Here is a 24,606-nt window from a genome sequence, read left to right on the forward strand (position 1 = left end):
TCCTTAATCGCTATTTAAAGAAATTGATCATGAAAAAGATTATAAATATATTATCGGGTGCTGCAATATTAGGAGGACTGATGATTTTCCCTACTTCTTGCAAAAAAAGCTTCTTAGACGAAGAAGTTGTTAATGCCCGTACCACTGCAGATTTTGTAACAACTGATGGCCTCGACGGTTTAACCATAGGCATGTACCAAAGTTTAAAGTTTCACTTTAACTATACCTGGGCATATACTACATCCAACTATGGAGTGGATGAATTTACAGTTGGTGGAGATAGAACTGAACAAATGTGGAACTCTTACGATGCGAGTTTAAATTCCCTTAATTCGGATGTGGCCAGTGTATGGGATAATATGTACGAAAACATAAATTCGGCCAATATTCTTATCAAGAACGTGCCGTTGTATTATCAGGGTGCAAGTAAAAACACACGCCTGGGCGAAGGTTATTTTATGCGTGCTTTCGATTATTTTAAACTGGTAAAACAGTATGGCGGTGTTCCGCTGAGGTTAGAAGCACAGGATTTAATTCAGGAAGAATTTACAAGGAACAGCGCAAAAGAGGTATATGAGCAAGTAATTCAAGATTTTACACAGGCTTATAACTTTTTGCCGGCTACGGTAACAGAAACCGGCCGGATTACCAAATGGGCAGCTGCGCACTTTTTGGCAAAAGCGTATTTATTTCGTGCAAGCGAAATAAACAATGCATGGAATAGTGACACCAAAACTGCTGATTTACAAAATGCAGTAAAATATGCCGACCTAGTGATTAACAGCGGTCAGCATACCCTGGCTACCAACTTTAGCGATTTATGGAATTTCACCACCATTGATGGCGCGAACGAAACCAACAAAGAAATCATATTAGCCGCACAATTTTCTGGCAATACAGCTACTCAGGGGCGTTATGGTAACCAGGTACATTTGTATTATCCCTCTATTTACCAAAATTTACCCGGTATGCAACGTGATATCCCGGGCGATCGTGAATTCCAGCGTTTAAGATCTACGGATTATGCCCTCGACGTTTTCGACCGTGTAAACGACTCGAGGTTTTGGAAAAGTTTTAAAACACGTTATTTATGTAATAGGCCTGCCGGAGCACCACTTTGGACAGCAGGAACAGCGCCAACACCAGATCTTGTAGGTAAAGCAAAATTTGCCGGCGGAGAAGAATCTATTTTATATATCGTTAATAATGCAGGCGATACCAGGTATACACCTGCCGTTGCAAATGCAAACCCTGCACTTCCCACCGATATTGGCCGCCGTAAACCAAGTATGTATATAAGGTATTTTGCTGGCCAACCCCAAAGTTATTTGGGTGGGCATGGAAATTATGGTGTAAGTCAGTTTGTTGCTTTATCAAAATTTATGGATGGTTCCAGAAATGCTGTTGCCTCGCAATTTGGTCAACGTGATGGCATTTTAGCCCGTTTGGCAGAAACCTATTTAATTGCGGCTGAAGCTTACGGACGAATGGGCCAGTTTGCGCAGGCCATTCCATACCTAAATAAAGTTAGAGACCGCGCTGCGTATAAAGAGGGAGAAGACAGATCAGCGTATGTAGATGGTGGTGCGTCGTATAAAAACAACCCTGCTGCAAACACAGCGCCATTTGTTTCATACTCTGATAAAAACAGCTATTTCGAGTCGAATAACCTAACCGCCACAACTGCCACTACCCTAACCGGTATGCACTTAAATAGCGAGGCCGATATATTTAACTCCAACAAAGAGTTTTATGATAAAATTGGTGCAACCTCACAGGAAAATAAGTTTACAGCTTTTATCTTAAACGAACGCTCGAGAGAGCTAATGGGCGAGTTATTGCGTTGGGAAGATTTGGCACGTACCAAAACATTGGTGACCAGAACCGCTGCCTTTAACGATGAGGCAAAACCTTCAGAAAGCAAACATTACCTGCGCCCAATTCCTCAAAGTTTCTTAGATGTGATTAAGAGCGGGGGCGCAGCATTAACACCTGAACAAAAACAAGCTATGCAAAACCCTGGCTGGTAAGCAAATTAAGCCTTAAAAAGAGCAATTTACCTTCGGGTTTATTGCTCTTTTTTTGTTTGGATATTTACTATTTATTGTAGTGAAACCGGCATTGAATAACGGCACATTGTTGATCTTTACCTTTGGTACCCGATATTTGATAAACCAGACGATGCTCCCCGGTAATCCGCCGCGACCAAAAGCCCTTTAAATTATGCTTTAATGGTTCTGGTTTACCCAAACCATGAAACGGAGTTCTCTTTATGTCCTTCAACAGTTCTCTGATTTTTCTTTCTGCTTCCGCATCGTTATCCATCCAATATTCAAAATCTTCCCAAGCTTCTTCAGTGAATACGATATTCATAGCTTAGTCCTCAACCGATTTTCCGTCTTCTAAAGAGAATCTCCTAGTTTTACCTACTTTCAAACTTTCAATTGAGTTTTCTAATCTTTTACGATTTGCTTCCGTTGACATGAGATGTGCAGTTTCGGTAAGTGCATTATATTCTTTAATTGAAATCACTACAATAGCATCATCTTCATTATTATTTCTTGGAACAATCAAAACGTCCTCTGTAGCACTTACCTCATCGAAATAGCCTTTCATGTTTGTTCTCAGAGAAGAAATGGTCACTGCTTTCATATTTATAAAATTTGTACAATCAAATGTACATCATAACGTACAAAAAACCAAATAAAAATAAATAACATGACCTCTATTATTATTTCCTTTCATCTTATATTCGGCTCCGTTAAATTGTATTACTTTTGTTACCACCTCGCTATATCGGATAAAGCATTCTTTCAAGCATTTGAAAAGCGCTAAAAGCTGTTTATCCATATGCAACCCATTCTCTACAGGACAGAGCAGGATGGCACTCTCAATTTTAAACGTTAATCTCGTTTAAACTATTTAACCAAATATTTCCTTTTTATTAATGGCGTTTTTATCCCAATGGTATAGAAACTGTCCAATAATGATCAATTTGAGATGAAGAAACTCCTCCTTACCTTTTTAGTACTGTTTTCTATATGTGCTTTTGCTCAAAAAAGCAATAAAACAACGCTAGTTTCCAAGCCATTGTACAGCGATCCTGTTTATAATGGTGCGGCTGATCCGGTGGTGATCTGGAATAAAGGCGAAAAAAAATGGTTTATGTTTTATACCAACCGCAGGGCCAACGAAAAAAATTTAGATGGGGTAAGCTGGGTGCATGGCACGAGGATTGGCATTGCCGAATCGAAAGACGGTGTAAAATGGAAATACCGCGATACCTGCGATATTCAATATCGGTTAACCGATTATACCCATTGGGCACCCGAAGTAATCGAAAATAAAGGACTGTACCACATGTATTTAACCTATGTGCCCGGCGTTTTTAAAGATTGGCGCCACCCGAGGTATATTGTCCACCTCACCAGCAAAAACCTCATCAACTGGAAATTCGAATCGAAACTAAACCTGGCTTCCGACCGTTGCATTGATGCCTGTGTGTTTAAACTGCCCGACAACAAAGGCTGGCGCATGTATTACAACAATGAAATGGCTGGTAAATCGATCTATTATGCCGATAGTAAAGATCTGTACAACTGGCAAGATAGCGGTAAAAAACTGATTGGCGATAAAGGCTGCGAAGGTCCGAAAGTTTTCTATTGGAAAAACACTTATTGGATGGTGGTCGACAACTGGAACGGTTTAGGCATATATTCATCTACCGATCTCCTTACCTGGAAAAGACAGCCTAAAAACATTTTACAGGCACCCGGAAAAGGAACCGATGATGGTGTAATGGGCGGCCATGCCGATGTGGTAGTGAATGGAGATAAAGCCTACATCTATTACTTTACCCATCCTGGCCGAACACCCGAAAATAAAGGAATCGATAACTACACCACCAGAAGAAGTGTGATTCAACTGGCAGAATTAGATTACGCCAATGGCGAAATCAGCTGCAACCGCGATAAACCCCTATCCATTAAATTAAACCCCTAAGCAAATATAATGAAGCATATTTACCTCTTTTTAATGGTTGCGTTCCTACCCTTTATCGCTTTGGCCCAACAACCAGCTACCCCACGAAAAACCTACAACTTTAATCCTGGATGGAAACTTTATGTTGGCGATTTACCTGGTGCAGAAGGTAGCGATTTTGACGACAAAACGTGGAAAGCCATTACCCTTCCCTACGCCTGGAATGAAGATGAAGCCTTTAAAAAGTCGATAGAAGATTTATCAACGGGCATTGCCTGGTACCGCAAACATTTTACCATTTCAGAAACCAGCCAAAGCACTAAAATATTCCTCGAATTTGAAGGCATCAGGCAGGCCGGTGAATTTTACCTGAACGGAAAGTTTATTGGTCGACATGAAAACGGCGTGATGGCCTTTGGGTTTGACATAAGTAGCTTAATTAATCAGAACAAAGAAAATGTGATTGCAGTTAGGATCGATAATGCCTGGAACTACAAAGAAAAGGCAACCAATTCTGGCTACCAATGGAACGATAAAAATTTTAATGCCAATTATGGTGGGATATCGAAAAATGTACGCCTGCATGTAACAGGCAACATATACCAAACACTCCCACTTTATTCTAGCCTAAAAACTACTGGTAACTATTGCTACGCAAAAGACTTTAACATTAAAGGTAAATCGGCTGTGATTGTTTCCGAATCGCAGGTAAAAAACGAAAGCACTGTAGATCAGAAACTGGTATATGAAGTGGAGCTAAAAGATCTTGACGGAAAAATTGTTAAAACCTTTAAATCAGCAGAAACCCATATCAAAGCGGGCGATACTTTAACTTTAAAAGCACAGGCATTGGTAACAGATTTAAACTTCTGGAGCTGGGGCTATGGTTATCTGTATACCGTTACCTCAAGGTTAAAATCTGAGGGCAAGATTATCGATGAGCTGAAAACCAAAACCGGATTTAGAAAAACAGCATTTAAGAACGGGATGGTTTATTTGAACGACCGGGTATTGATGATGAAGGGTTATGCCCAGCGCAGCAGTAATGAGTGGCCGGCAATAGGCCTATCGGTACCACCTTGGCTAAGCGATTACAGTAATCAACTCATGGTAGAAAGTAATGCCAATTTAGTCCGTTGGATGCACATTACACCCTGGAAACAGGATATAGAATCTTGCGACCGTGTAGGTTTGATCCAGGCGATGCCTGCCGGAGATTCGGAAAAAGATGTAACGAGCACCCGTTGGGACCAACGAAAAGCGGTAATGACGGATGCCATTATTTACAACCGCAACAACCCGAGTATCGTTTTTTACGAATGTGGAAACGAATCGATCAGTGTAGCGCACATGCAGGAAATGAAAGACATTAGAAATCTTTATGACCCAAATGGCGGCAGAGCCATCGGATCGAGAGAAATGCTCGATATTCCTGAAGCCGAATATGGCGGCGAAATGTTGTACATCAATAAAAGTGCAACCAAACCAGTATGGTCTATGGAGTATTCGAGAGATGAAGCCTTACGGAAGTATTGGGATGAGTTCTCCCCTCCTTTCCATGTAAATGGTGCAGGTCCGAAATATAAAGATGCCGATGCCAGCGACTACAACCGCAACCAGGATTCTTTTGCCATTGAAGATGTAATCCGCTGGAACGAATATTACGAAGAACGCCCCGGAACAGGAACCAGAGTAAGTTCTGGTGGGGTGAACATTATATTTTCTGATTCGAACACCCACCACCGCGGGGAAGAAAACTACCGCAGAAGTGGCGAAGTGGATGCGATGCGCATTCCTAAAGATGCCTTTTTTGCGCACAAAGTGATGTGGGATGGTTGGGTTGATGCAAAAAAAACTGGCATCCACTTAATCGGGCACTGGAACTACAAAGCTGGCGTTAAGAAGAATGTATATGTGGTGGCCAGTGGCGACAAGGTAGAGCTGATTCTGAACAATAAATCGCTTGGTTTTGGTGAAAAAAGTAATGGTTTTCTATTCACTTTTAAAAACGTTAATTATCAGGCAGGAACAATCAAAGCCATCTCTTATTCTTCAGTAGGAAAAAAACTGGCAGAAACACAATTAACAACGGCAGGTAAAGCTGCTGCTTTAAAACTCACTACAATAAAAAACCCAAGTGGGTTTAAAGCGGATGGTGCCGATGTGGTATTGGTACAAATTGAAGTAACAGATGAGAATGGAAACCGTTGCCCTACGGCTTCAGATATGGTCAAATTTAGTTTAGATGGACCAGCCGAATGGCGTGGAGGTTTGGCTCAGGGACCTGATAACTATATTTTAGCTAAAGACCTGCCAGTTGAAAATGGAATAAACAGAGTGCTCATCAGATCAACAAGCACTGCTGGAAAAATTAATTTAACAGCAAAAGCTGAAGGCTTACAATCTGCCAGCCTTTCTTTTGAAACTTTAGCAGTTAAAATTGAGAATGGATTATCTGGCCAATTGCCAAGCGATGGCTTAAAACCGAACTTAACCAAAGGGGCAACACCAGTTGATCCATCATACACTGTTTCGCGGAAATCGATCAAAATTGTGTCAGCCGAAGCTGGCGCCAATAACGATAAAGCTAATTTAAGTTTTGATGATAACGAATTGAGCGATTGGGTAAACGATGGAAAAATCGCTACTGCATGGATTAAATATACTTTAGCGAAAGAAAGTACAGTATCAGCAGTGTCTTTAAAATTGAATGGTTTCAGGACTAAAATTTATCCATTAAGGATCCTGGTTGATGGAAAGGTGGTTTTCGAAGGCAATAGCAAACCAAGTTTGGGTTATTTTACAGCAAATTGCAAAGCAACAAAAGGAAAAACAGTTACCATACAGTTAGTGGGCTCCGGAAAAGAAAAAGAAAACTCATATATTGGCGTAGAGGTAAATGGTAAAAAACTCGATGATGGTGTTGACCGTGCAGAAACCAAACTAAAAGGTGGTTTAAGTATTATTGAAGCAGAAATTTACGAGCAGCCTTAACCGATGAACTGTCTGTAGCGTTTAAGCGCAGCGTCTCTACGGAGTTAATTATAAGATTGAGTTTCAAATTCAACTGACAAGAACGAGTCGGAGACTCTTTTCCATTAATAGTCCGTAGAGCCCTACTGAACGCTACGAACAGATTTTGAGATTTTTGAACCAAGTTATTGAAATGAAATTTAAAAGATTTTGCTTTGCAGAGCCTTCGGGTTCTCCTCTGCGGTCGAAATGACGACACTTCGAGGAGACAAATTAGCCCTCAGACTGACATTAAATAACATGATATGAAAACATTTAAAAAAGCTTACCTCCTACTCTTTAGCTTAACCGCTTTCATCCATACGGCAAATGCACAGTCTAAAGCCAATATTGAGGTTAATTTCGACAAGAATATAGCGCCCATGAAACCCATTTGGGCCTGGTTTGGCTACGATGAGCCAAATTACACCTATATGAAAGATGGCCAGAAGTTATTGACCGAGATTTCAAAATTAAGTCCCGTTCCAGTATATGTACGTGCGCACAATTTACTTACCTCCGGAGATGGTACACCAGCTTTAAAATGGGGATCGACGAATGCCTATACAGAAGATGCCAAAGGCAATCCGGTTTACGACTGGAAAATTGTTGATCAGATTTTCGATACCTACGTAAAAAGAGGTATGAAACCTTTGGCTCAAATTGGCTTTATGCCCGAGGCGCTTTCAACCAAACCTCAACCCTATCAACACAAATGGAAACCTGGCGCCCGGTATGATGAAATTTTAACCGGCTGGGCCTACCCACCTAAAGATTATAAAAAATGGGGCAATTTGGTTTACGAATGGGTGAAACATAGTGTAGCACGTTATGGCAAAGCAGAGGTAGAAAGCTGGTACTGGGAAGTGTGGAACGAGCCAGATGGCGCTTATTGGAAAGGCACACAGGCCGAATTCTTTAAACTTTACGATTATGCTGCCGATGGACTTAAAAGGGCTTTACCCACAGCAAAAATTGGTGGCGCTAATGTAACAGGTGGTGGCACCAAGTATTTAGATGCCTTTATTAAACACTGCTTAAACGATACCAATTATGTAACCGGCAAAATTGGATCGCCTTTAGATGCCGTACTTTTTCATGCTAAAGGTTCACCAAGGGTGGTTAATGGAACCGTTGTGATGAATGTAAGGGCTCAGCTCCGCAATATTGATGGCAACTATAAAATTATCAGTAAATACCCTCAGCTAAAAAACATACCAGTAATTATTGGCGAATCCGATCCTGAAGGCTGTGCCGCTTGTGGCATGAGTACCAATCCTGAAAATGCCTACCGAAACGGCACCATGTATTCGAGTTATACAGCAGCCTCTTTTGCCCGGCTTTACGAACTTACAGATAAATATAAAATCAACTTATTGGGCGCTGTTACCTGGTCGTTCGAATTTGAAAACCAGCCTTGGTTTGCGGGTTTTCGCGATTTAGCTACCAACGGCGTGGATAAACCTGTTTTAAATGTATTCAGAATGTTTGGCCAGATGAAAGGGAACCGTGTTGAAGCCATAAGTAACCGCATGTACAATTTAAACTCTATTTTAGATTCGAGCATCAGAAAACCACAGACAGACATAGGTGTTTTAGCCACCAAAGCCGAGAAAACTGCTGCTGTTATGTTGTGGAATTACCATGATGAGGATAAAACGGATTCTAAAGATGTTGTATCCATCTTGTTGAATAAATTGCCTGCAAAAATGGTAACTATTACAGCATATCGCATTGATACCGAAAACAGCAACGCTTATTCGGAATGGAAAAAAATGGGTTCACCTCAAAATCCAGATGCGAAACAGATTGCAGCATTAGAAAAAGCAGGCCAGCTAAAAATGATTGGTAAACCCAGAAAATTTGATACCGCAGCTGGTGCTTTTGAAATTGAACTAGCCAGGCAGGGTGTTGCTTTGTTGAAGCTGGATTGGTAGCATTTTGCTTTTTTGCCACGGAAAGCACGGAAATAAGGAAGGTATTTTTCTCCAATTCCGTGGTCTGTGTCTCCACAGATCACCTAAATATTCTTTTTTCCGTTCTGTGAGGACACAGACCCAGGATGAAGGTTACTCACAATCTCAGCCAACGCTCGTTTCTAACAAGCGTTAAATAAACAATCGTTTATAACGATATAATCGTAATGTTATTTACGCACTCGTTTGGAAACGAGCGCGAGCAATGAAAGTTGCCGTGGTTTGCGTCTCCACAGATCACCTAAATATTCTTTTTTCCGTTCTGTGAGGACACAGCCCCAGGATGAAGGTTACTCACAATCTCAGCCAACGCTCGTTTCTAACAAGCGTTAAATAAACAATCGTTTACAACGACATAATCGTAATGTTATTTACGCACTCGTTTGGAAACGAGCGCGAGCAATGAAAGTTGCCGTGGTTTGCGTCTCCACAGACCACCAAATATTATTTTTTCGTTCTGTGAGGACACAGACCGAGGATGAAGAATCTTAATGTTTTAGCTAGGTTTATTTGTTGCATTAAGATTAGCTTCACTGAGCACTTCGTGGTTCCCGTCTGCGCGGGAATGACGACCGTTCTTTGCAATCTGTCACCCCAATCGTTTGACCTAAAAGCCCAATATCATTAACTTAAGAATAAGTGTTGGATTAAGGTTTAACGACCAATGGTGCTCCGTTTACCATTACGTTCTCAATTTTAACATCCTGGTAGCTGTTTTTCAAAAAAGGTGTTTTTGTAGTTACTTCCAAATCTTTAAAAAGAAAACCAGATACCTTATCTTCAGGGTTTCCATCCATTTCGCCAAATTTTGTTGCTTCTACTTTAATGTTTGAGATCTTGATGTTTCTGATAGTACCAAATGGTTTTGCAGTGCTGCCTGCCAAATCGAAAAACTGTTTCCAGGGATTTAAGTCGATAATAGCGCCGCATTTTCCTGTAATGTTTTCTACCGTTATATTTTCGTAAAGCTGAAAAGTATCTCCACGCATTTTCATTTTTAAAATCGGGCAGTTATTTTCTACCTTACAATTTCGCATGGTAATATTGCGTGCATGAATACACTCGCTTCCCATGGTTAAAGTAGCATGTGCTTCGCCAATGGTACAATTTTCTATTAAAATATCCTCAACAATACCATTTTCTGGGCGTTTCTGTGCATCAGGGCCTTTCCCGCCTTTAATGCAAATGGCATCGTCATTTACCGAGATATAACAATTCCTGATCGTTACTTTTTTACAAAAATCAATGTCTATACCATCAGTGCTGGGTGCTTTTACAGGCCTAAATGGCGAACGGATATCGCAATTCTCAATTAATACATCATTAGATTGATACAAATGGGTTGTCCAGAATCCAGAATTGCGCAATTTTACCCCTTTAATATTCACATTATTGCATCCCCAGATAAAAAGTAACCGCGGACGGCTCACCTCCAGGTTTGTAGATTCCCTTCCTAATTTTTTAAGCGAATCGCGATGTACCCAAAATGTTCTCCAGAATTTGAGGCCATTTCCATCAATAGTGCCTGGGCCTGAAATACTAAAACCATCAACTTTTGTTGCATTAATTAATGCAGCAAAGTATTTAAGGCTCCTCCCTTCCATACGCGATGGGATAAAAGGGTAATCTTTTATGTTATCAGATCCTTTAAGCACAGCACCTTCTTGCAGTAGCAGTTTCGTTTTAGGTTTAAAAAAGAGTGCTCCGCTAAGATAAACACCTTTAGGGATTACGATCGTTCCTCCTCCTTTTTGATAAGCCTTGTCTATTACACTTTGAATGGCTTTGGTATTCAGTTTCGTGCTATCGGCACCAACACCAAATTTTGTAATGATATAATTTTGGGCAATGGCATTTATTCCAATGGCCGTAAACAAAGCGAGTATAATGAGTTTTTTCATGATAAAATGCATATGTGGTGCAAAGCTTTAAGATTTCCGACTGCGCGGGAAAGACGGTATACGATTAATTAAAAGCTGTGATGCTTACCGGGCCAATTAAGCCTGAAGGCATTACATTCCAGTTTGATGCATCAAAATCCTTATAGTTAATATTTACGAAATTGATTTCATGGTAATTCCGCCACTGGATTTTTTTGATATCCATATCACGGATGCGGTTCGCCATCAAATTAACCACTTCTATTTTGATGCTATTATGGCCAGCTTTTAAATATTTGCCAATACGGGCCTGAAAAGGGATACTCCATAAAATACCAACCTCCTGCCCGTTGATCCATACACGCGCACTCTCATCTACCTCATTCAGATTTAAAACATACTCTTTAGCCGTTTTTGAACTCAAGTTAAAACTTGAGGTATAAACACCCGTACCAGAAAATGCTTGAAGTTTAGGATTGCTCAAAGTAGTCCAGCTTACCAGTTTAGCTAACTGCTGATCTGCAGGAAGCTCAGGTCCGCCTTCGGTAAAATGTAAATTCCATGGCTGGTTAAGATTGATCGAATGCGCAGCTTTGTTTAAATAAACCCAAGGCGAGCTGCTTGTTCCATTCTGATCAACCTTTAAAAACAAACTCTCTCCAGATTTAAGCTGTACACGAACTTTTTTATCGCGTACTGCCGCCAACCCCACATTTGAGCTTTGCGGATCCATGATTAAAACCTGGCCCCTTTCGTTTAAAGAAAGTTCGGCATCAATGTCTTTAGCCGTGTGGTTAACCAGATAATAATATTTGCCAGTTGTTGTTTTTCTCCTGATAAACTGAAGGCCTGAATCGGTTAGAGTTTCTCTGTTAATGCCAGTTGCATTTAATGCTTTTTGCACATCGTTAGCCAATAAAATTATTCCAGCGCCAATTTTAAACTGTTTAATACCCTCTGCGCCATCCGTAAAAATCAATTTAGCCAAGGCAGCCTTTAGCTGTGCCCTGCGGGTTTCCAGGTTGTTTAAACCCGGAACATCTTTAGGTAATGCCTGAAAAATGACTTTCGCTCCGTTACCGGCCAATTTAATCATTTGATCCAGCGTTTCCGGGCGCATCATTTCGCATTGCGGAACAATCAACACCTTGTACGGCGCAGCAGTCGCGTTAGTACTGATCAATGCCTTGTTAACCGTTGATTGTTTTAACAGTCGATCGGATGCAAAATCAAAAGAGTAACCCGATTTGGAAAGCGCTTTCGATAATTTATAAAAAGCCGTTGGATGTAACCACTCGTCAACATCATGTACTTTTAAGGCCATATCTAAACCTTTAGCCTTGTTCCATACATCATATATTGGCCAGTAGATTAAAAGTTCGTTGTCTGACTTTCCTGATTGAAGAATAGATTGACAACGGGCGATGTAATTATTCAATCCCTGAGCCTGCGGCCATAAACTGTTGTTCGGATTCATTTCTACCGAGGCATAAAACAGCCATCCCGGCCAGGATACATTTGCTGGCGAATTGGTGGTGCCGTGATAAAAAATATGGTTTATGCCTGCCAGAAACAACTGTTCTGCTTCTGGTTTACATTGCGAAAACGATGTTTTAAAATGCTCGGTTAGCCAGGTAAACGTTTCGGAAGACACCAGTTTTTTGCCACCTGTATGTGCTGCAGATGATGCAAATTTGCTCATTATCGGATCGGGATCTACGTTACGGATATCTCCTGCATCGCGCCTAAGGCCTGGAATCGGGAAATAACTCGAACCAAAGGTTTCCGTTTCAGGAATATCAACCGCTCCATAAAGATCGAGCAGATTGCCTGGCGAACCATGCGACTGGTTTTTGGTCACCGATTTAAGCTGATGTGCCCAATTACTCCAGTTTTGCGTAAAATTATGGAGCAAAAGTTCATCCATGGTTTCGCGGTAATCAGATTTTAAACGGGCAATATTTGCATTCGTAGAATCTTTACCGGTTAATTCTTTAATATGAGTGGCCAGATCATAGCCCCTGTTTTTCTTAAATTCCTGAAAAAAAGTTGGCGTCCATGTTGCGCCATAAACTTCATAACTATCATTAAAAAACGAGCGAACACCTTGGGGTTTACCTCCAAAAGCGTCCGAAAATCTTTTAAGATAAACATCTACTGCATTTTTATCGAGGTGATCCAAAGTAAAACCTTCGCCGCCAGGTGCTGCACGTTTAACCATTTGTCTGGTTTTACCTGCAAAAGCAGCATAAATATCCCAGCTGCCGCTTCCAGGCGACCAATTTAAAAATCCATCAGTCTGAACTTTAGAAAGCAGGTTGAGCACCTCACCATTATTACCATATGCGGTTAAAGCCTGTAACTGCGCGAAATCCTGTTTGGCTTCTTTAACCTTAACGGCTTCAGTCAACTTCTCGCCACCTTTGAGCGTGTATTGCTGGGTAATCAGTTTGGTTGCTGCATGCTCTGGTTTAATCTGCGGACCGCCAAATGGCCATCCTGTGCCAGTGTTCATATCTACACCCAAGCCTAAAGTATTGGCTTTATTTATCGTGTAGTGTAGTATATTCATCCACTCTGGCGATAAAAACTGTAAATATTGCTTTTCAAAGCCCTTAGCACCATAAATTGGCGTAATTTCTACACCGCCAAGACCAGCATCTGCGTATTTTTTTAAAACCAGGTTCAAGTTCTGTTCGTCTACAGCATTTCCCATCCACCACCAGCGGGTCCAGGGTTTCATCTGCTTTTCGATAACAGGCCAATTGCCTGTATTTTTAACAGGCTTTTGTGCTTTAGCCAAACTAAAAGCTAATGTGCTTAACAGCAGAACAGAACAGAATCTTTGTAATTGCATAAGTTTAATCTAAATGGAATACCATTTCTAAAGGGAATGTTTTTGGGGAATTATCGGCATTGGTTTCCATAATATCGGCCATGTATGCCCACCATTTTTGCACAATCTGGGTGCTGCCCAAATCTTGTGAGGAGCTTCCGTTTTGTTGTTGCACAGCGAAAAGTGTGTTTGTTTCTTCATCTAAAAAGATAGAATAATCGCTGATCCCATTTTCTTTTAACAAAGTGGATAGTTCTGGCCAGATCTCATCATGACGCTTTTTGTATTCTGTTTCAAAACCGGGTTTAAGTTTCATCTTAAATGCAATTTTCATGTGATCATTTTATTATTTAATCGGGTTAAAACTTATATGTACTCATTAATACTCTATTATCTCAACAAAATGTTTGTCAGTCTGAGCGTAGTCGAAGACCCTTACGTTAAATAATTAAAAAAAGATTGTCCTTCCCTCGCCGTGGTTCGTGTCCGCACGAACCGCTAATATTATTTATTTTATACTCAAACTGAAATCGTTCAGTTTCGGTCTGTGAGGACACAGACCGAGGAACTAACCCACCATTAATTCACTACAAAGCTTCCGCCATGGTTCGTGTCCCCACGAACCGCTAATATTATTTATTTTATACTCAAACTGAAATCGTTCAGTTTCGGTCTGTGAGGACACAGACCGAGGAAAACTACCCCACCATTAATTCACTACAAAACTCAAATCTGCACTGTTATCTCCGGCTGATTTAATCCAAAGTATCTATTTTTTATATCATAAAACCAGCCTTCAGTTTTATCCAATTGATCTCCTCGCCGTGGTTCGTGTCCGCACGAACCGCTAATATTATTTATTTTTACTCAAACTGAAATCGTTCAGTTTCGGTCTGTGAGGACACAGACCGATGAACTACCCCACCATTAATTCACTACAAAACTCAAATCTGCACTGTTATCTCCGGCCGATTTAATCCATAATATTTTATTCTTGGTATCATAAAACCAGCCCTCAGTTTTATCTAAACGATCTGGTGTTTTTAAAACTTTTAGTTTTTGCCCATTCTCCGAAACCGTTGTAGGATCAGCTTTTTCTGTCCAATGTATTTTAGCCAGATATTTATGCTTAGCAGACTGAAAACTACCTGCTGGTTTAGTTACTTTCAGCGTTAAAGTCGACGCTGTTAATGAGGAAGTGACCTTGGTTAACGCAAAGTTTCCTGTTTTGTAGGCAGCACTTAAATTATCGTCTTCGTACATATCACATTTAGAAGTTCCATAAGGAAAAACGTCAAGCGTAATCACATCAACAGGTTTTTCACCACTGTAGGCCATTTCTGGCTGCATCGGAATAATACTTCCTGCCTTAACAAATAAAGGAATGGTATCCAAAGGTGCTACCACATGGTGATAACTTTTACCTTCGTATTTTTCATTTGTCCAATAGTTAAACCAGGTACCTTCTGGTAGATAAACCGAACGGGTAATGGCACCTTTGGTGGTTACCGGAGCAACCATTAAGTTATCTCCAAACATATACTGATCACCAATTTCGTATACATTTTCGTCATCCTGATGGTTAAGTACCAAAGCCCTCATCATTGGCAAACCGGTTTCGTATTGCTGATGCATACTGGTGTACATATAAGGGAACAAACGGTAACGCAAGAGATCGTATTTCTTGAAATTACGTAAAGCGTCATCACCATATTTCCAGGGTTCTTTATAACCGGGGTGATCCATTCCAAAAACGAGTGCAATCGGGCTGAACATCCCAAACTGGACCCAACGGATATACAGCTCCGGATCTGCCTGATGCTCGAAACCGCCCATACAATGTGCCCAGGAACCTACACCCGAAAGACCAACATTTAGTCCGGCTTTAATTACCGGAGCAAAGTATTGCCATTCGCTTGGCCAATCGCCTGCAAAAATATACGGATAACGTTGAATGCCCGAATAACCCTCTCTGGTTTGATTTAATCCCCTAAAACCATTAAACTTTTCGAACTCCAAAAACGGTGCTTTGGCATAAGCTATTGGAAAAAGATTGTGCAAACGTTCTGCATCTTTCCCTGTTGGGCCAACCTTCTCACTTTCGTTGGCTAAAGATCCAAACGCACTACCTTCATCCGTTTTCAGAAATTTAGCACCTAATTTTGCTACGCGCATTACGCCGTTATCCCACCACCATTGCGTTGCCTTTTCATCAAAAAAGTTTACAAATTCGCCGGGTTTACCGTTTTCGGGATAAGTATAGCCCTGCGCCCTGGCCTGATCTAACAGGTTTAATTTTTTGGCATTATCAAACCGTGGACGCAGGTGCAATCCAACCATTTTATAATTCAAGGCGTAAATGCTATCGAACATCGATTTTGGATCTTTAAAGGTTTCTCTCCATTCGAAAGAAGTTGCACCTTTACCTCCATTTTCGCCGAATAAGCGCCAGGTAGAATCTAACCAAAGCAGATCAACCGGGATACCTAACGACCTGTATTTCTTTGCAAGCTCAACCACATAATGATCGGAACTTTTTGCCTCATAACCCCATGTACCTCCACTATATGTACCGGCATGTAAGCCCAAGGCAAACTGCGGCAACATGGGCGATTTGCCAGTAATATTTGTATAATGATCTAAAATAGCCGGGAAAGTTGGCCCATATATGAAATAATAATCCAATTCACCATCAGCTGCTTTAAAACTGTACTGATCTTTTTTAGAAGCGCCCATGTCCCATTCGGTAGCAAAAGAATTATGCAAGAAAATACCATAACCTTTTGTACTCATAAAAAACGGAACCGGACAATAATTGGCTTCCAATATATTATAAGCGCCAATGGCGTGCGGCAAACCTTTACCACGCCCAACATTTAAGGTTACTTTTTTAAAGCGGCGATCCATAAAATCCATGCGCTCGCCAAAACCAAAGAAATGCTCGTCGGCCTGCAGTTTTTTGCTTACCCCAACCTGTGTATTTTCTTTAACTACCGCTCCATTCACTTCGCTGCTCAGCAATTTACCCTTGGCATCAAAAACATCAATCCTGAAAGGGGCTTTGTATAATTTAACCACCAATTTTGAGGTGGCAAGCAAGAAATGATCCTTTTTATCAGAAACTTTAACCACTACATTAGCCCAGTTGTAATGAATCACCATCAGGTTTTCGTTGGCTTCGAATTTTCCGTTCCAGCTGGTTCTGATCCTGAAAATTTCTGGTGTACAGAACTCCAATTTCACTTCTCCCTTTGTGGTTAAAAATGAAATGGTATTACCCGTTTTTTTAAAACCAGATTTATAATCGCCAATACTTTGCGCCCTGGCGATGACAAGCATAAAAATTAAGGATAGGGCAAAAGCTAAAAATTTCTTCATCATATTTATTGTATTTCCAACTGGTTAATTACCAAGCCTGGATCGAGCATATAAATTTTCACAGTCGATTTACCTGTTTTATTAATCTCGTGTTTGGTTATGCCTGAAGCGTAACCCTGTAACACATTCTGTTTCCAGATATTATTTTCTGAAGCCGGAGAAATATTAATTACCTGCGGCTTGTCGTTATTTACAGAAACAGCATAACGCACTTTAATACCATTATTAACGCCCTGGGTAGGTAAACATTTCACTTCGATCTGGTGTTCGCCTTGTGTTTTGAAATCAACTTCGTAAATAGTAAAGGCGGCATTTTGAAGCGCTGTTTCCCCGAATGGCTTAAAAGTAAAAGGATAAAGAGAAATACCATCACCACCTAAACCAAGTCCTTTTAGGGTTTGTAAAGATAGTCCCTTCGGCACTGATTTCTCGGCATATTTAGCCGCACCTACAATAATCTTATTTTCAGATTTCGCGCTAATGTCTGATGATTTCGCAGCTACAGAATCGGCCACTTTTGGCATTCTAAAAACGGCTAAATCACGTGGCTTCCAGCTCATCATTCCGTTCCATTTGCCACCAGCAATTTCTTCATTGTATTTTTTGGTAATCAACTGAATCTGCTCAAAAGCAGCTTTTGATTTTTTCGAATAAGTTAAGGCCGATTGATCGCCGTTTGCCGCTAAAACCAGACTTTTCTTTGCATATAAAATCTTCTGGTTCATCAGCATGGCGCCTTCAACCGGGTATAAAATTAATTCAAAATAAGCATCTTTTAAGCGCGCTGGCATCTGATTATTTAAACTTTTGGCCTGATCATAAATCTTTTGATATGCAGCCAAACGTTCTTCGGCCTGGGCATCGGTAAAATTAACACTGGCCATATGCTCTGGCTTAGCAGCGTGCGCCAAGCGGTAATAAACAGCTTTTATTTCGGCAATGGGTTTTGCAAATTCAGCTCCGAAAGTCTCTGAAGCCCAGCTTTCAGCATATTGATCTGCGTTTTCGGGTTTCCACTGGTTTACATTCCAGGCCAAATCCATGGCAAACTGCATTTCCATTTCTGCAGGTTTAATATCGCCTACATTTACAACCCAAAGTCGGTCGGCTTTATACTGGTAAGCTTTGCTTAACTCATAAGAAATCAACGATGGAGAAATAGACGAAAGCCAGAGGTAATCTTGTGGCGCACCCCAGTAAGAAATATGGTAATACACCCCGCTTCCACCCGAGCGTTTTTGCTCTTCAGGGTTCGAAAGCTGACGGATATAACCATGGTTATCATCAGCCCAAACAATCGTTACATCATCAGGCAGTTTTAAACCAGCCTGATACAAAGAAAGCACCTCTTTGTAAGGGCAAAAAATCTGCGGAATGGAACTTACTGGTTTAGTAATATTCTTACTGAGAATAGTTCGTTGATCGGCAATTACCTCACCCAACAATTTCACTTTTTCATTTTTATCTTTCGGGCCTGGCATGCTGCCATCGTGGATACCGCGCATCCCCACAGTATAAACCGATTCGTAATTTTTTGCCTGTTTTACACGGTCGGTCCAATAGTTTTCAATTTCATTTTTATTCAGATCGTAACGCCACTCACCCGGTTTTTTTCCGTATTCGTGCTCAAAATTTTCAGCCCATTCGAAAACATTGTTCCGTAACATGGGCTCACAATGACTTGAGCCTAAAACAATGGCATATTTATCGGCCATTACGGGATTATTGGCATAATGATAAAATGCTTTGGTTGAAGGATGCATACCCGGCCAGATGTAGTTAGCTTTTAGCCTGAGTAGCAGTTCGAATATTTTAGTATAAGTTTTTGGGCCGATATCTTTCACATCGGTATCCATCATTTTAGCTGCCCAGGGCTGGATTCCCCAATCTTCATCATTGATAAAAATACCACGGTATTTAACTGAAGGCGATTCTACCAAAGGCTGACCAGCTTTTACGTATAACGATTTTTTTATTGCAGGTTTCACATCGGCCCACCAGCTCAGTGGAGATACACCAAGCATCCTCGACAGTTGAAAAACACCAAAAGCCGTTCCCCGCCTATCGCTACCGGCAATCACCAAAGCTTTTTTTACTCCTTTTAAAGGATTTTCAATCACTGAAATAGAAAAGGTTTCCCATTTGCCGTATAAAGCGGCTCTGTTTACTTTTCCAGTTTTAACCAATTGATCTATGTAAAGCGAATGCCCCATGGTACCAATAATGATGGGGTAAGCACTTAAAACAGGATTATTTCTCAAAACCGAAGTCATTGTTCCGGTTAATAAGTGAATATCGTCTTTAAACGCTTCGGCAGCGATACCAACAACTTCTGCATCTTTTTCATCGATATAAATAGAGGCTGCTTTTCCTCTATCCACAATGGGGAAAGATGAAATACTATTAATTTCAGAAACGGCAATGCCTATCCTTTGCGCCATATTTTGTTTAGGCAGAAAGAATAATAATAACATCAATACCGATAAGCCAGCTAGATTTCTGAAATTCATCTTAATTATTTTTTAAGCTTGTAAACCTCAGTTCCGGCCAATAAGAAACAACCCAAACCATAATCTTCAAAATCAGGTACACTGGTATAACTTACGGGCTGTCCATCTTTTGGTTCCTTACCTGTCCCTTGCATAAAACCGATAAAACCATTTTTTTGAACAGCATCTTTCGTCATGGCGTTCCATGCTTTGGTGATGACAGGCAGATAAGTAGCTTTATCTAAAATACCCTGATTTACACCCCAGGCCATACCATATACAAACAAAGCAGTACCTGAAGTTTCTTTACCGCCAAAATGTGTCGCATCGTGTAAGCTTACATTCCAGAAACCGTCAGCACGTTGAATCGGCACCAAAGCTTTAATCATTTCGTTATAGGTTTTTAAATATTCATTGCGGTGAGCTTCATTTTCAGGGATAATTTCTAATACGCGTACCAGCGCAGCAACTACCCATCCGTTTCCTCTAGACCAATAACAATCCTCGCCATTTGGTTCTTTATAAGGGGGTACAAAATCTTTATCGCGCCACCAAAGGCCATCTTTAGCATTGTACAAACCACCACCTTCAGTATTTTTGGAATGCATATACATTTTGTACATGTAATTGTAGTAAGTGGTATCGCTATATAATTTACCCAGTCTGGCAAAAACCGGCATCCCCATTTGGATGGCATCAATCCATGTCCAATCGTTTACCTTGCCTGATTTGATTACCAGATCAATAGAAGCTTTAATGTCTTTAATGCGTTCTGGTTGTTTATCAATCAGATAAAGATCGATATAGGTCTGCCCACAGGCCTGATCATCAGCATTTTTTGTTGTGATGCCATTTCTTAAACCCCAATTGTGTTTTTCACCCCATTGAACGGCATAATCGTAATATTCTTTCTCAGGATGGATTTTATAAAGATTCATCAATCCTTCGTAATACACGGCTCTTGTCCAGATATTGCTTGGCCGCTCCCTGTTGGTTATAATCGATTTCCCGGCATCAGGCCACTTATTCATAAAATAAGCATTTGTTACTTTTAATGCCTTTAAAACCTCTTTTTTATTAGGTATTTTCTGTGCCAAAAGTAGCTGGATAGATATACTGAATATTATTGCAGCGCTGAATATAAATTTCTTCATGGTGATATTTCGCTTATCTTAATTGGTTTTTGGTTTTACTTTTAACTCATCCGGACTATCTTTTGTAAAGGTATCGAACTGAATTTTCGACGGGCTTTCGAAGATATCTTTCACGGTATTAAAAGCCACTTCATATTTTGGATTAAACCCGGCAGACATCATATATTGCTGTAAACTGAAATAAAGTTGCTGCGCGGCAGGTGCATCTTTTAAATCAGGTGATAGATTGGCACTCGAAACCACTAATTTCCCCTTACCTACTTTTGCTTCGAAAACCAGTGCCAAACGGCGATTCAAAAACCAGGTATCAATTGGTTGAATAATTGGCTTAAATCCCGAAGGGAAATCTTCAAGGTTCATTACCTGCGATTTGTTTACGATTTCCCACCACTGCATATCGCTGTGGAAATCGGTCGGAAAATTATTAAAAGCGGCGTGTTTTGGATCACATAAAATACCTAAAGTGTGTGGCGGGCGCATTTTGAACCACGAGGTATTCCAAAAAACAGGTAGGAAAGTTTGCACCACTTCTTTTCCTTTCACTACTTTGCCTGCTGCATTGAGAAAGACATTGCCTCCCTCGGCCAAAACGGATTGGGCTTTGTCATCTAAACTGGTGCAGTAATACACATTGCTTTTAACCTGTTGCAATTGTGCAGGGTAAACCCAGAAACTCCAATCGTTGGCAAATTCAGTTCCATCAATGGTAATCTCCAGTTTTAGTTTTGTTGCTTTTGTAATATTATTTAACGGAAATTTAATTTCTCCGATGGTAATACAATTGGTAACTGCTAAGGTTTTAGGACTGAAACTGCCTTTTGCCACATTTGTGCCACTGTCATCTTTGAGTGTCCAAGAGAGTTTTGCATTTTCAATTGGTGCCTTTCCAAAATGTGCCACTTCTACTGCAGCTGCTAAGGTTTCGTTATTCGTAAAAACAAATTTTGAAACTTTTAGCAAAGGCACTGTACTGTTAGCAAAACGCTTGAATTCTTTAGCTGTGATATAACCCTTTTCATCCCAAAACGCATCTAAAACACCAACAAGTGCTGTTCCCTGTCCTGGGTAATCATTTAGCGACAATAACTGGTAACCATTGTAATTCGGCGTTCTCAATGCTTTTTCGATTTCATTTTTATAACAAAGGGCCTGTAATTTACCCGAAGCCATTAAAAAGTCATGCCCTTGATCGGCCATATCGTGGTCTTTAAGATCTTCCTGAAACATTTCGAAGTTTTTCGCACGATAAACACCTGTATATTTTTTTATTTCATCGAAATTAGGGAAAGCACAATACTGCCCCATTTCATGTGCTACAAAAGGCACGGTAAACTGTTCGATCTGTTTGGCATAGGTAGAAATACTTTCTGGTTTTCTACCCCAATCTAAACCCCTGGCACCTGCACGCACCATATATTCATTGTTTTGAATAACTGGCCAGCTGCCACCAACCGATGCCCCAGTGTACAATCTTCTAGAATCTTTAGCTTTCCAATAATTATTGAATTTAGTAAGGTACTCCACTTGCTTCCCCCGTGGTTCGTTGCCATAGGCCATCATGCAAAAGGATGCATAATTGCCATAGCTTTTAGCCATGCGATTGGTTTCGTCGTAGATAAACTGGTCGATTGGTTTTCCATCTCCGATAGATGTACCGTGATTGGCCCAGCTTGGTCCTTCTGGCTGAAGGTAAAAACCGACCTGATCGGCAGCAATAAAAGCTGCTTCTGGGGGGCAAAACGAATGAAAACGCATGTGGTTTAACCCGTGAGCCTTTGAAATTTTAAAAATGCGTCCCCATGCGGCAACATCCATTGATGGATAACCTGTTAACGGAAATTCGCAATTGTTAACGGTTCCGCGTAAAAAAACCGGACGGCCGTTAATTTCAAAAGTTCTGCCTACAGCTTTAAACTCACGCATACCGAATTGTAGCTTTTTCTCGTCTTTTTTGCCATCTTTCGACAATAAAGTAGCTGTTAAACGGTACAACGCCGGATCGAACTCATCCCAGGTGGCTATTTTATCGCCCATTGGCAAATTGATTTCCAAAGCACCGTCACCATTTGTAATTTGATAAACTGCGGTTACAGGCTTAACCTGAAGTGCATTTTTGGTATTGAAAGTTGTAGCAGCAAGCGTAATTTTTCCTGTGGAGGATTGCTTAGCATTGGCTTTAAGCTGGATTTTAACCTTGGCCGATTTGTTCTTTAAATCAGGGTAAACCTGAATATCTTCAAAATACACGGGAGAGCCGGCCACCAGTTCCATTTTTCCAACTACGCCATTCCAGTTTCCCTGTGTATGGTCGGTTAAACTATGTGAATCCTGCCCAACGTTTATGGTCTTGATGCGATTGTCTATTAAGAGCGTTATCGTATGTTTTCCTGCTTTTAAATTTGCCGGGAGTTCGAAATTTTGCGCAACTACAAAGGTATACTGTGTTCCAATTTCGATATCATCTATCCAAACCTTTGTTTCTGAATGGGGATATTCTAAAGATAACACCAGTCTTTTACCCTTCCAATTGGCAGGAATTTCGATATCTTTTTGATACCATGCTGCGCCTGTATAATGTTTGGCGGGAGTTAACCAGAAAGGTATTTTCAGGTTACCTGGTTTACGGTATTTTTCCAAACGGGGATGAAAAAAGTACGAGCTATCGTAAATACTTCCAGTCCATTTTGTTTTGAGGGTAATGTCATCGCCCTTTAAGTTTTCGGCCATTGAGCCTGGCAAATTAACGGATTCGGGAAGAACGGTTGAGTACCATTTTCCTTTAACCCCTTCATCTTTAGCATCAATTTTGAAACGCCATTTGCCAGCTAGCGAAATGCTTTGGGCATGTATCTGCGTGATGCTTAAAAATATAAAAGCAATGCCGATCAGCACTTTGAAAACTCGGTTAACCTGTATATGCATAAAATTAGACGGTTTATCACCGCTGGTATTTGGTTAGGCGGTTAAAATAATATAATATTGGCAGGAAAGCATCCTGTAGTATCCTGCCCGTTGGTTTATTTCAGGTAGCTATTCAGTTTATTGTTTTTTAATTTCTTCAGGCCTTCTACAACAGCTGCTGCATTTAACTTCGCTCCTGCTTCGTTAGTATGCGTATGGTCTTTCTCGGTAAAAAAGGTCTTCACTTCAGTTGCGCTTAAAGTGGCATATTTATCTTTAATGATCTGGTTTAATGGAATAAAATCGACTTTTTCGGCCTTTGCGACTTCTTCGGCCCAACCTGCATAACTATCGTTGGCTAAAACTATAACATTATCTTTAACCGGATTGCGCGGAATCGGTGAACATATAATCGCTGTTGCGCCTTTAGCTTTAATATCGCTGATGAATTTGCGCAGGTACCAGCCATAAGTATAAACCACTTCTTGCTTTTTCTTAATCGGGTTATAAATTTCTTTACTTTCCGTTCCGATGCCTTTTATGGTACCACGGGCACGGGAAGTATCGTCTAATGGGCTGCTATCATTATGACCAAACTGCATGATCACGAAATCTCCTTTTTTCACTTTTGCCAAAACACCATCCCACAAGCCATTGGTTTGAAAAGTACGACTGCTGGTACCGCCAAGTGCATCGTTTTCGAGATTGATTTTCTCGGAATTAAATAAATTTCCGATAAAACTTCCCCAGCCCCATAAAGCGCCGTCGCCTTTGCCTTTTCCATTTTTAACGGTCGAATCGCCAATGAGGAATAAAGTGGGTTTCGCCTGCTGTTTTAAGATGATACAGGAAGAAAAAACAATAAAAGCAGTTAAGAGAACAATGCTTAAATATGTTGTTATTGGTTTCATGCTTAGTTTATTAAATTTATCGTTAGCGGTTTGATTAAACAGATTATTTTGGAATCGTCATTTCGAGCGGAGGGCAACGAAGTCGAGA

General features: G+C 40.6%; 14 protein-coding genes. 4 read left to right on the plus strand and 10 right to left on the minus strand.

All coding sequences use genetic code 11. The features are described from left to right. Window positions 1-29: 29 nt before the first annotated feature. Window positions 30-2,030, plus strand: coding sequence for a RagB/SusD family nutrient uptake outer membrane protein (locus tag AC1RJ8_RS21520; protein WP_492955596.1), 2,001 nt, complete (start codon window positions 30-32; stop codon window positions 2,028-2,030). 67 nt (window positions 2,031-2,097) lie between these two features. On the opposite strand, the gene AC1RJ8_RS21525 is transcribed toward AC1RJ8_RS21520, so the two are convergent. Both AC1RJ8_RS21525 and AC1RJ8_RS21530 read right to left on the minus strand, forming a co-directional pair. Continuing rightward, entirely contained in the window at window positions 2,098-2,373 is a 276-nt protein-coding gene (locus AC1RJ8_RS21525; RefSeq protein WP_057933537.1) for a Txe/YoeB family addiction module toxin, read from the minus strand. A 3-nt stretch (window positions 2,374-2,376) separates the two neighbouring features. Next, a complete protein-coding gene (locus AC1RJ8_RS21530) occupies window positions 2,377-2,652 on the minus strand; it encodes a type II toxin-antitoxin system Phd/YefM family antitoxin (protein WP_057933538.1) in 276 nt (91 codons plus the stop codon). A 348-nt stretch (window positions 2,653-3,000) separates the two neighbouring features. Between AC1RJ8_RS21530 and AC1RJ8_RS21535 the strand changes: the two genes are divergently transcribed. From AC1RJ8_RS21535 to AC1RJ8_RS21545, 3 genes are all read left to right on the plus strand, one after another. Then, window positions 3,001-4,002, plus strand: a complete 1,002-nt coding sequence (locus tag AC1RJ8_RS21535; RefSeq protein ID WP_492955597.1) for a family 43 glycosylhydrolase — start codon at window positions 3,001-3,003, stop codon at window positions 4,000-4,002. 9 nt (window positions 4,003-4,011) lie between these two features. Next, window positions 4,012-6,975, plus strand: coding sequence for a glycoside hydrolase family 2 protein (locus AC1RJ8_RS21540; RefSeq protein WP_492955598.1), 2,964 nt, complete (start codon window positions 4,012-4,014; stop codon window positions 6,973-6,975). Between the two features lie 284 nt (window positions 6,976-7,259). Then, window positions 7,260-8,930: a GH39 family glycosyl hydrolase gene (locus AC1RJ8_RS21545; protein ID WP_492955599.1), complete on the plus strand. Its 1,671-nt coding sequence runs from the start codon at window positions 7,260-7,262 to the stop codon at window positions 8,928-8,930. 686 nt (window positions 8,931-9,616) lie between these two features. Here AC1RJ8_RS21545 and AC1RJ8_RS21550 read toward each other — a convergent pair. The 8 genes from AC1RJ8_RS21550 to AC1RJ8_RS21585 all read right to left on the minus strand — a co-directional run bounded on the left by AC1RJ8_RS21550 (window position 9,617) and on the right by AC1RJ8_RS21585 (window position 24,518). Then, on the minus strand, window positions 9,617-10,870 hold the full coding sequence (locus AC1RJ8_RS21550; RefSeq protein WP_492955600.1) for a glycoside hydrolase family 28 protein: 1,254 nt from the start codon (window positions 10,868-10,870) through the stop codon (window positions 9,617-9,619). A gap of 64 nt (window positions 10,871-10,934) precedes the next feature. Further along, entirely contained in the window at window positions 10,935-13,706 is a 2,772-nt protein-coding gene (locus AC1RJ8_RS21555) for a glycosyl hydrolase (protein ID WP_492955601.1), read from the minus strand. 4 nt (window positions 13,707-13,710) lie between these two features. Next, the gene (gene rhaM, locus AC1RJ8_RS21560; protein WP_055906177.1) at window positions 13,711-14,019 is read right to left on the minus strand and encodes an L-rhamnose mutarotase; all 309 of its coding nucleotides are present in this window, start codon (window positions 14,017-14,019) and stop codon (window positions 13,711-13,713) included. A 593-nt stretch (window positions 14,020-14,612) separates the two neighbouring features. Next, a complete protein-coding gene (locus AC1RJ8_RS21565) occupies window positions 14,613-17,066 on the minus strand; it encodes a glycoside hydrolase family 31 protein (protein ID WP_492955602.1) in 2,454 nt (817 codons plus the stop codon). A gap of 2 nt (window positions 17,067-17,068) precedes the next feature. Beyond that, window positions 17,069-19,573 (minus strand): glycosyl hydrolase 115 family protein, encoded by a 2,505-nt coding sequence (locus tag AC1RJ8_RS21570; RefSeq protein ID WP_492955603.1) that lies wholly within the window; start codon window positions 19,571-19,573, stop codon window positions 17,069-17,071. A 5-nt stretch (window positions 19,574-19,578) separates the two neighbouring features. Beyond that, window positions 19,579-20,706, minus strand: coding sequence for a glycoside hydrolase family 88/105 protein (locus AC1RJ8_RS21575; protein WP_492955604.1), 1,128 nt, complete (start codon window positions 20,704-20,706; stop codon window positions 19,579-19,581). A gap of 18 nt (window positions 20,707-20,724) precedes the next feature. Beyond that, window positions 20,725-23,628, minus strand: coding sequence for an exo-beta-1,4-galactosidase (locus AC1RJ8_RS21580; RefSeq protein WP_492955605.1), 2,904 nt, complete (start codon window positions 23,626-23,628; stop codon window positions 20,725-20,727). Between the two features lie 95 nt (window positions 23,629-23,723). After that, window positions 23,724-24,518, minus strand: coding sequence for a rhamnogalacturonan acetylesterase (locus tag AC1RJ8_RS21585; protein ID WP_492955606.1), 795 nt, complete (start codon window positions 24,516-24,518; stop codon window positions 23,724-23,726). Window positions 24,519-24,606: the final 88 nt, after the last annotated feature.

This window comes from Pedobacter sp. GW822-FHT03F06 (assembly GCF_058801365.1).

What these genes read in the sequence shown, in the direction of transcription:
- AC1RJ8_RS21520 (WP_492955596.1), top strand. Translation starts at nt 30, where the DNA reads ATGAAAAAGATTATAAATATATTATCGGGTGCTGCAATATTAGGAGGA.
- AC1RJ8_RS21525 (WP_057933537.1), bottom strand. Translation starts at nt 2,373, where the DNA reads ATGAATATCGTATTCACTGAAGAAGCTTGGGAAGATTTTGAATATTGG.
- AC1RJ8_RS21530 (WP_057933538.1), bottom strand. Translation starts at nt 2,652, where the DNA reads ATGAAAGCAGTGACCATTTCTTCTCTGAGAACAAACATGAAAGGCTAT.
- AC1RJ8_RS21535 (WP_492955597.1), top strand. Translation starts at nt 3,001, where the DNA reads ATGAAGAAACTCCTCCTTACCTTTTTAGTACTGTTTTCTATATGTGCT.
- AC1RJ8_RS21540 (WP_492955598.1), top strand. Translation starts at nt 4,012, where the DNA reads ATGAAGCATATTTACCTCTTTTTAATGGTTGCGTTCCTACCCTTTATC.
- AC1RJ8_RS21545 (WP_492955599.1), top strand. Translation starts at nt 7,260, where the DNA reads ATGAAAACATTTAAAAAAGCTTACCTCCTACTCTTTAGCTTAACCGCT.
- AC1RJ8_RS21550 (WP_492955600.1), bottom strand. Translation starts at nt 10,870, where the DNA reads ATGAAAAAACTCATTATACTCGCTTTGTTTACGGCCATTGGAATAAAT.
- AC1RJ8_RS21555 (WP_492955601.1), bottom strand. Translation starts at nt 13,706, where the DNA reads ATGCAATTACAAAGATTCTGTTCTGTTCTGCTGTTAAGCACATTAGCT.
- rhaM (WP_055906177.1), bottom strand. Translation starts at nt 14,019, where the DNA reads ATGAAAATTGCATTTAAGATGAAACTTAAACCCGGTTTTGAAACAGAA.
- AC1RJ8_RS21565 (WP_492955602.1), bottom strand. Translation starts at nt 17,066, where the DNA reads ATGATGAAGAAATTTTTAGCTTTTGCCCTATCCTTAATTTTTATGCTT.
- AC1RJ8_RS21570 (WP_492955603.1), bottom strand. Translation starts at nt 19,573, where the DNA reads ATGAATTTCAGAAATCTAGCTGGCTTATCGGTATTGATGTTATTATTA.
- AC1RJ8_RS21575 (WP_492955604.1), bottom strand. Translation starts at nt 20,706, where the DNA reads ATGAAGAAATTTATATTCAGCGCTGCAATAATATTCAGTATATCTATC.
- AC1RJ8_RS21580 (WP_492955605.1), bottom strand. Translation starts at nt 23,628, where the DNA reads ATGCATATACAGGTTAACCGAGTTTTCAAAGTGCTGATCGGCATTGCT.
- AC1RJ8_RS21585 (WP_492955606.1), bottom strand. Translation starts at nt 24,518, where the DNA reads ATGAAACCAATAACAACATATTTAAGCATTGTTCTCTTAACTGCTTTT.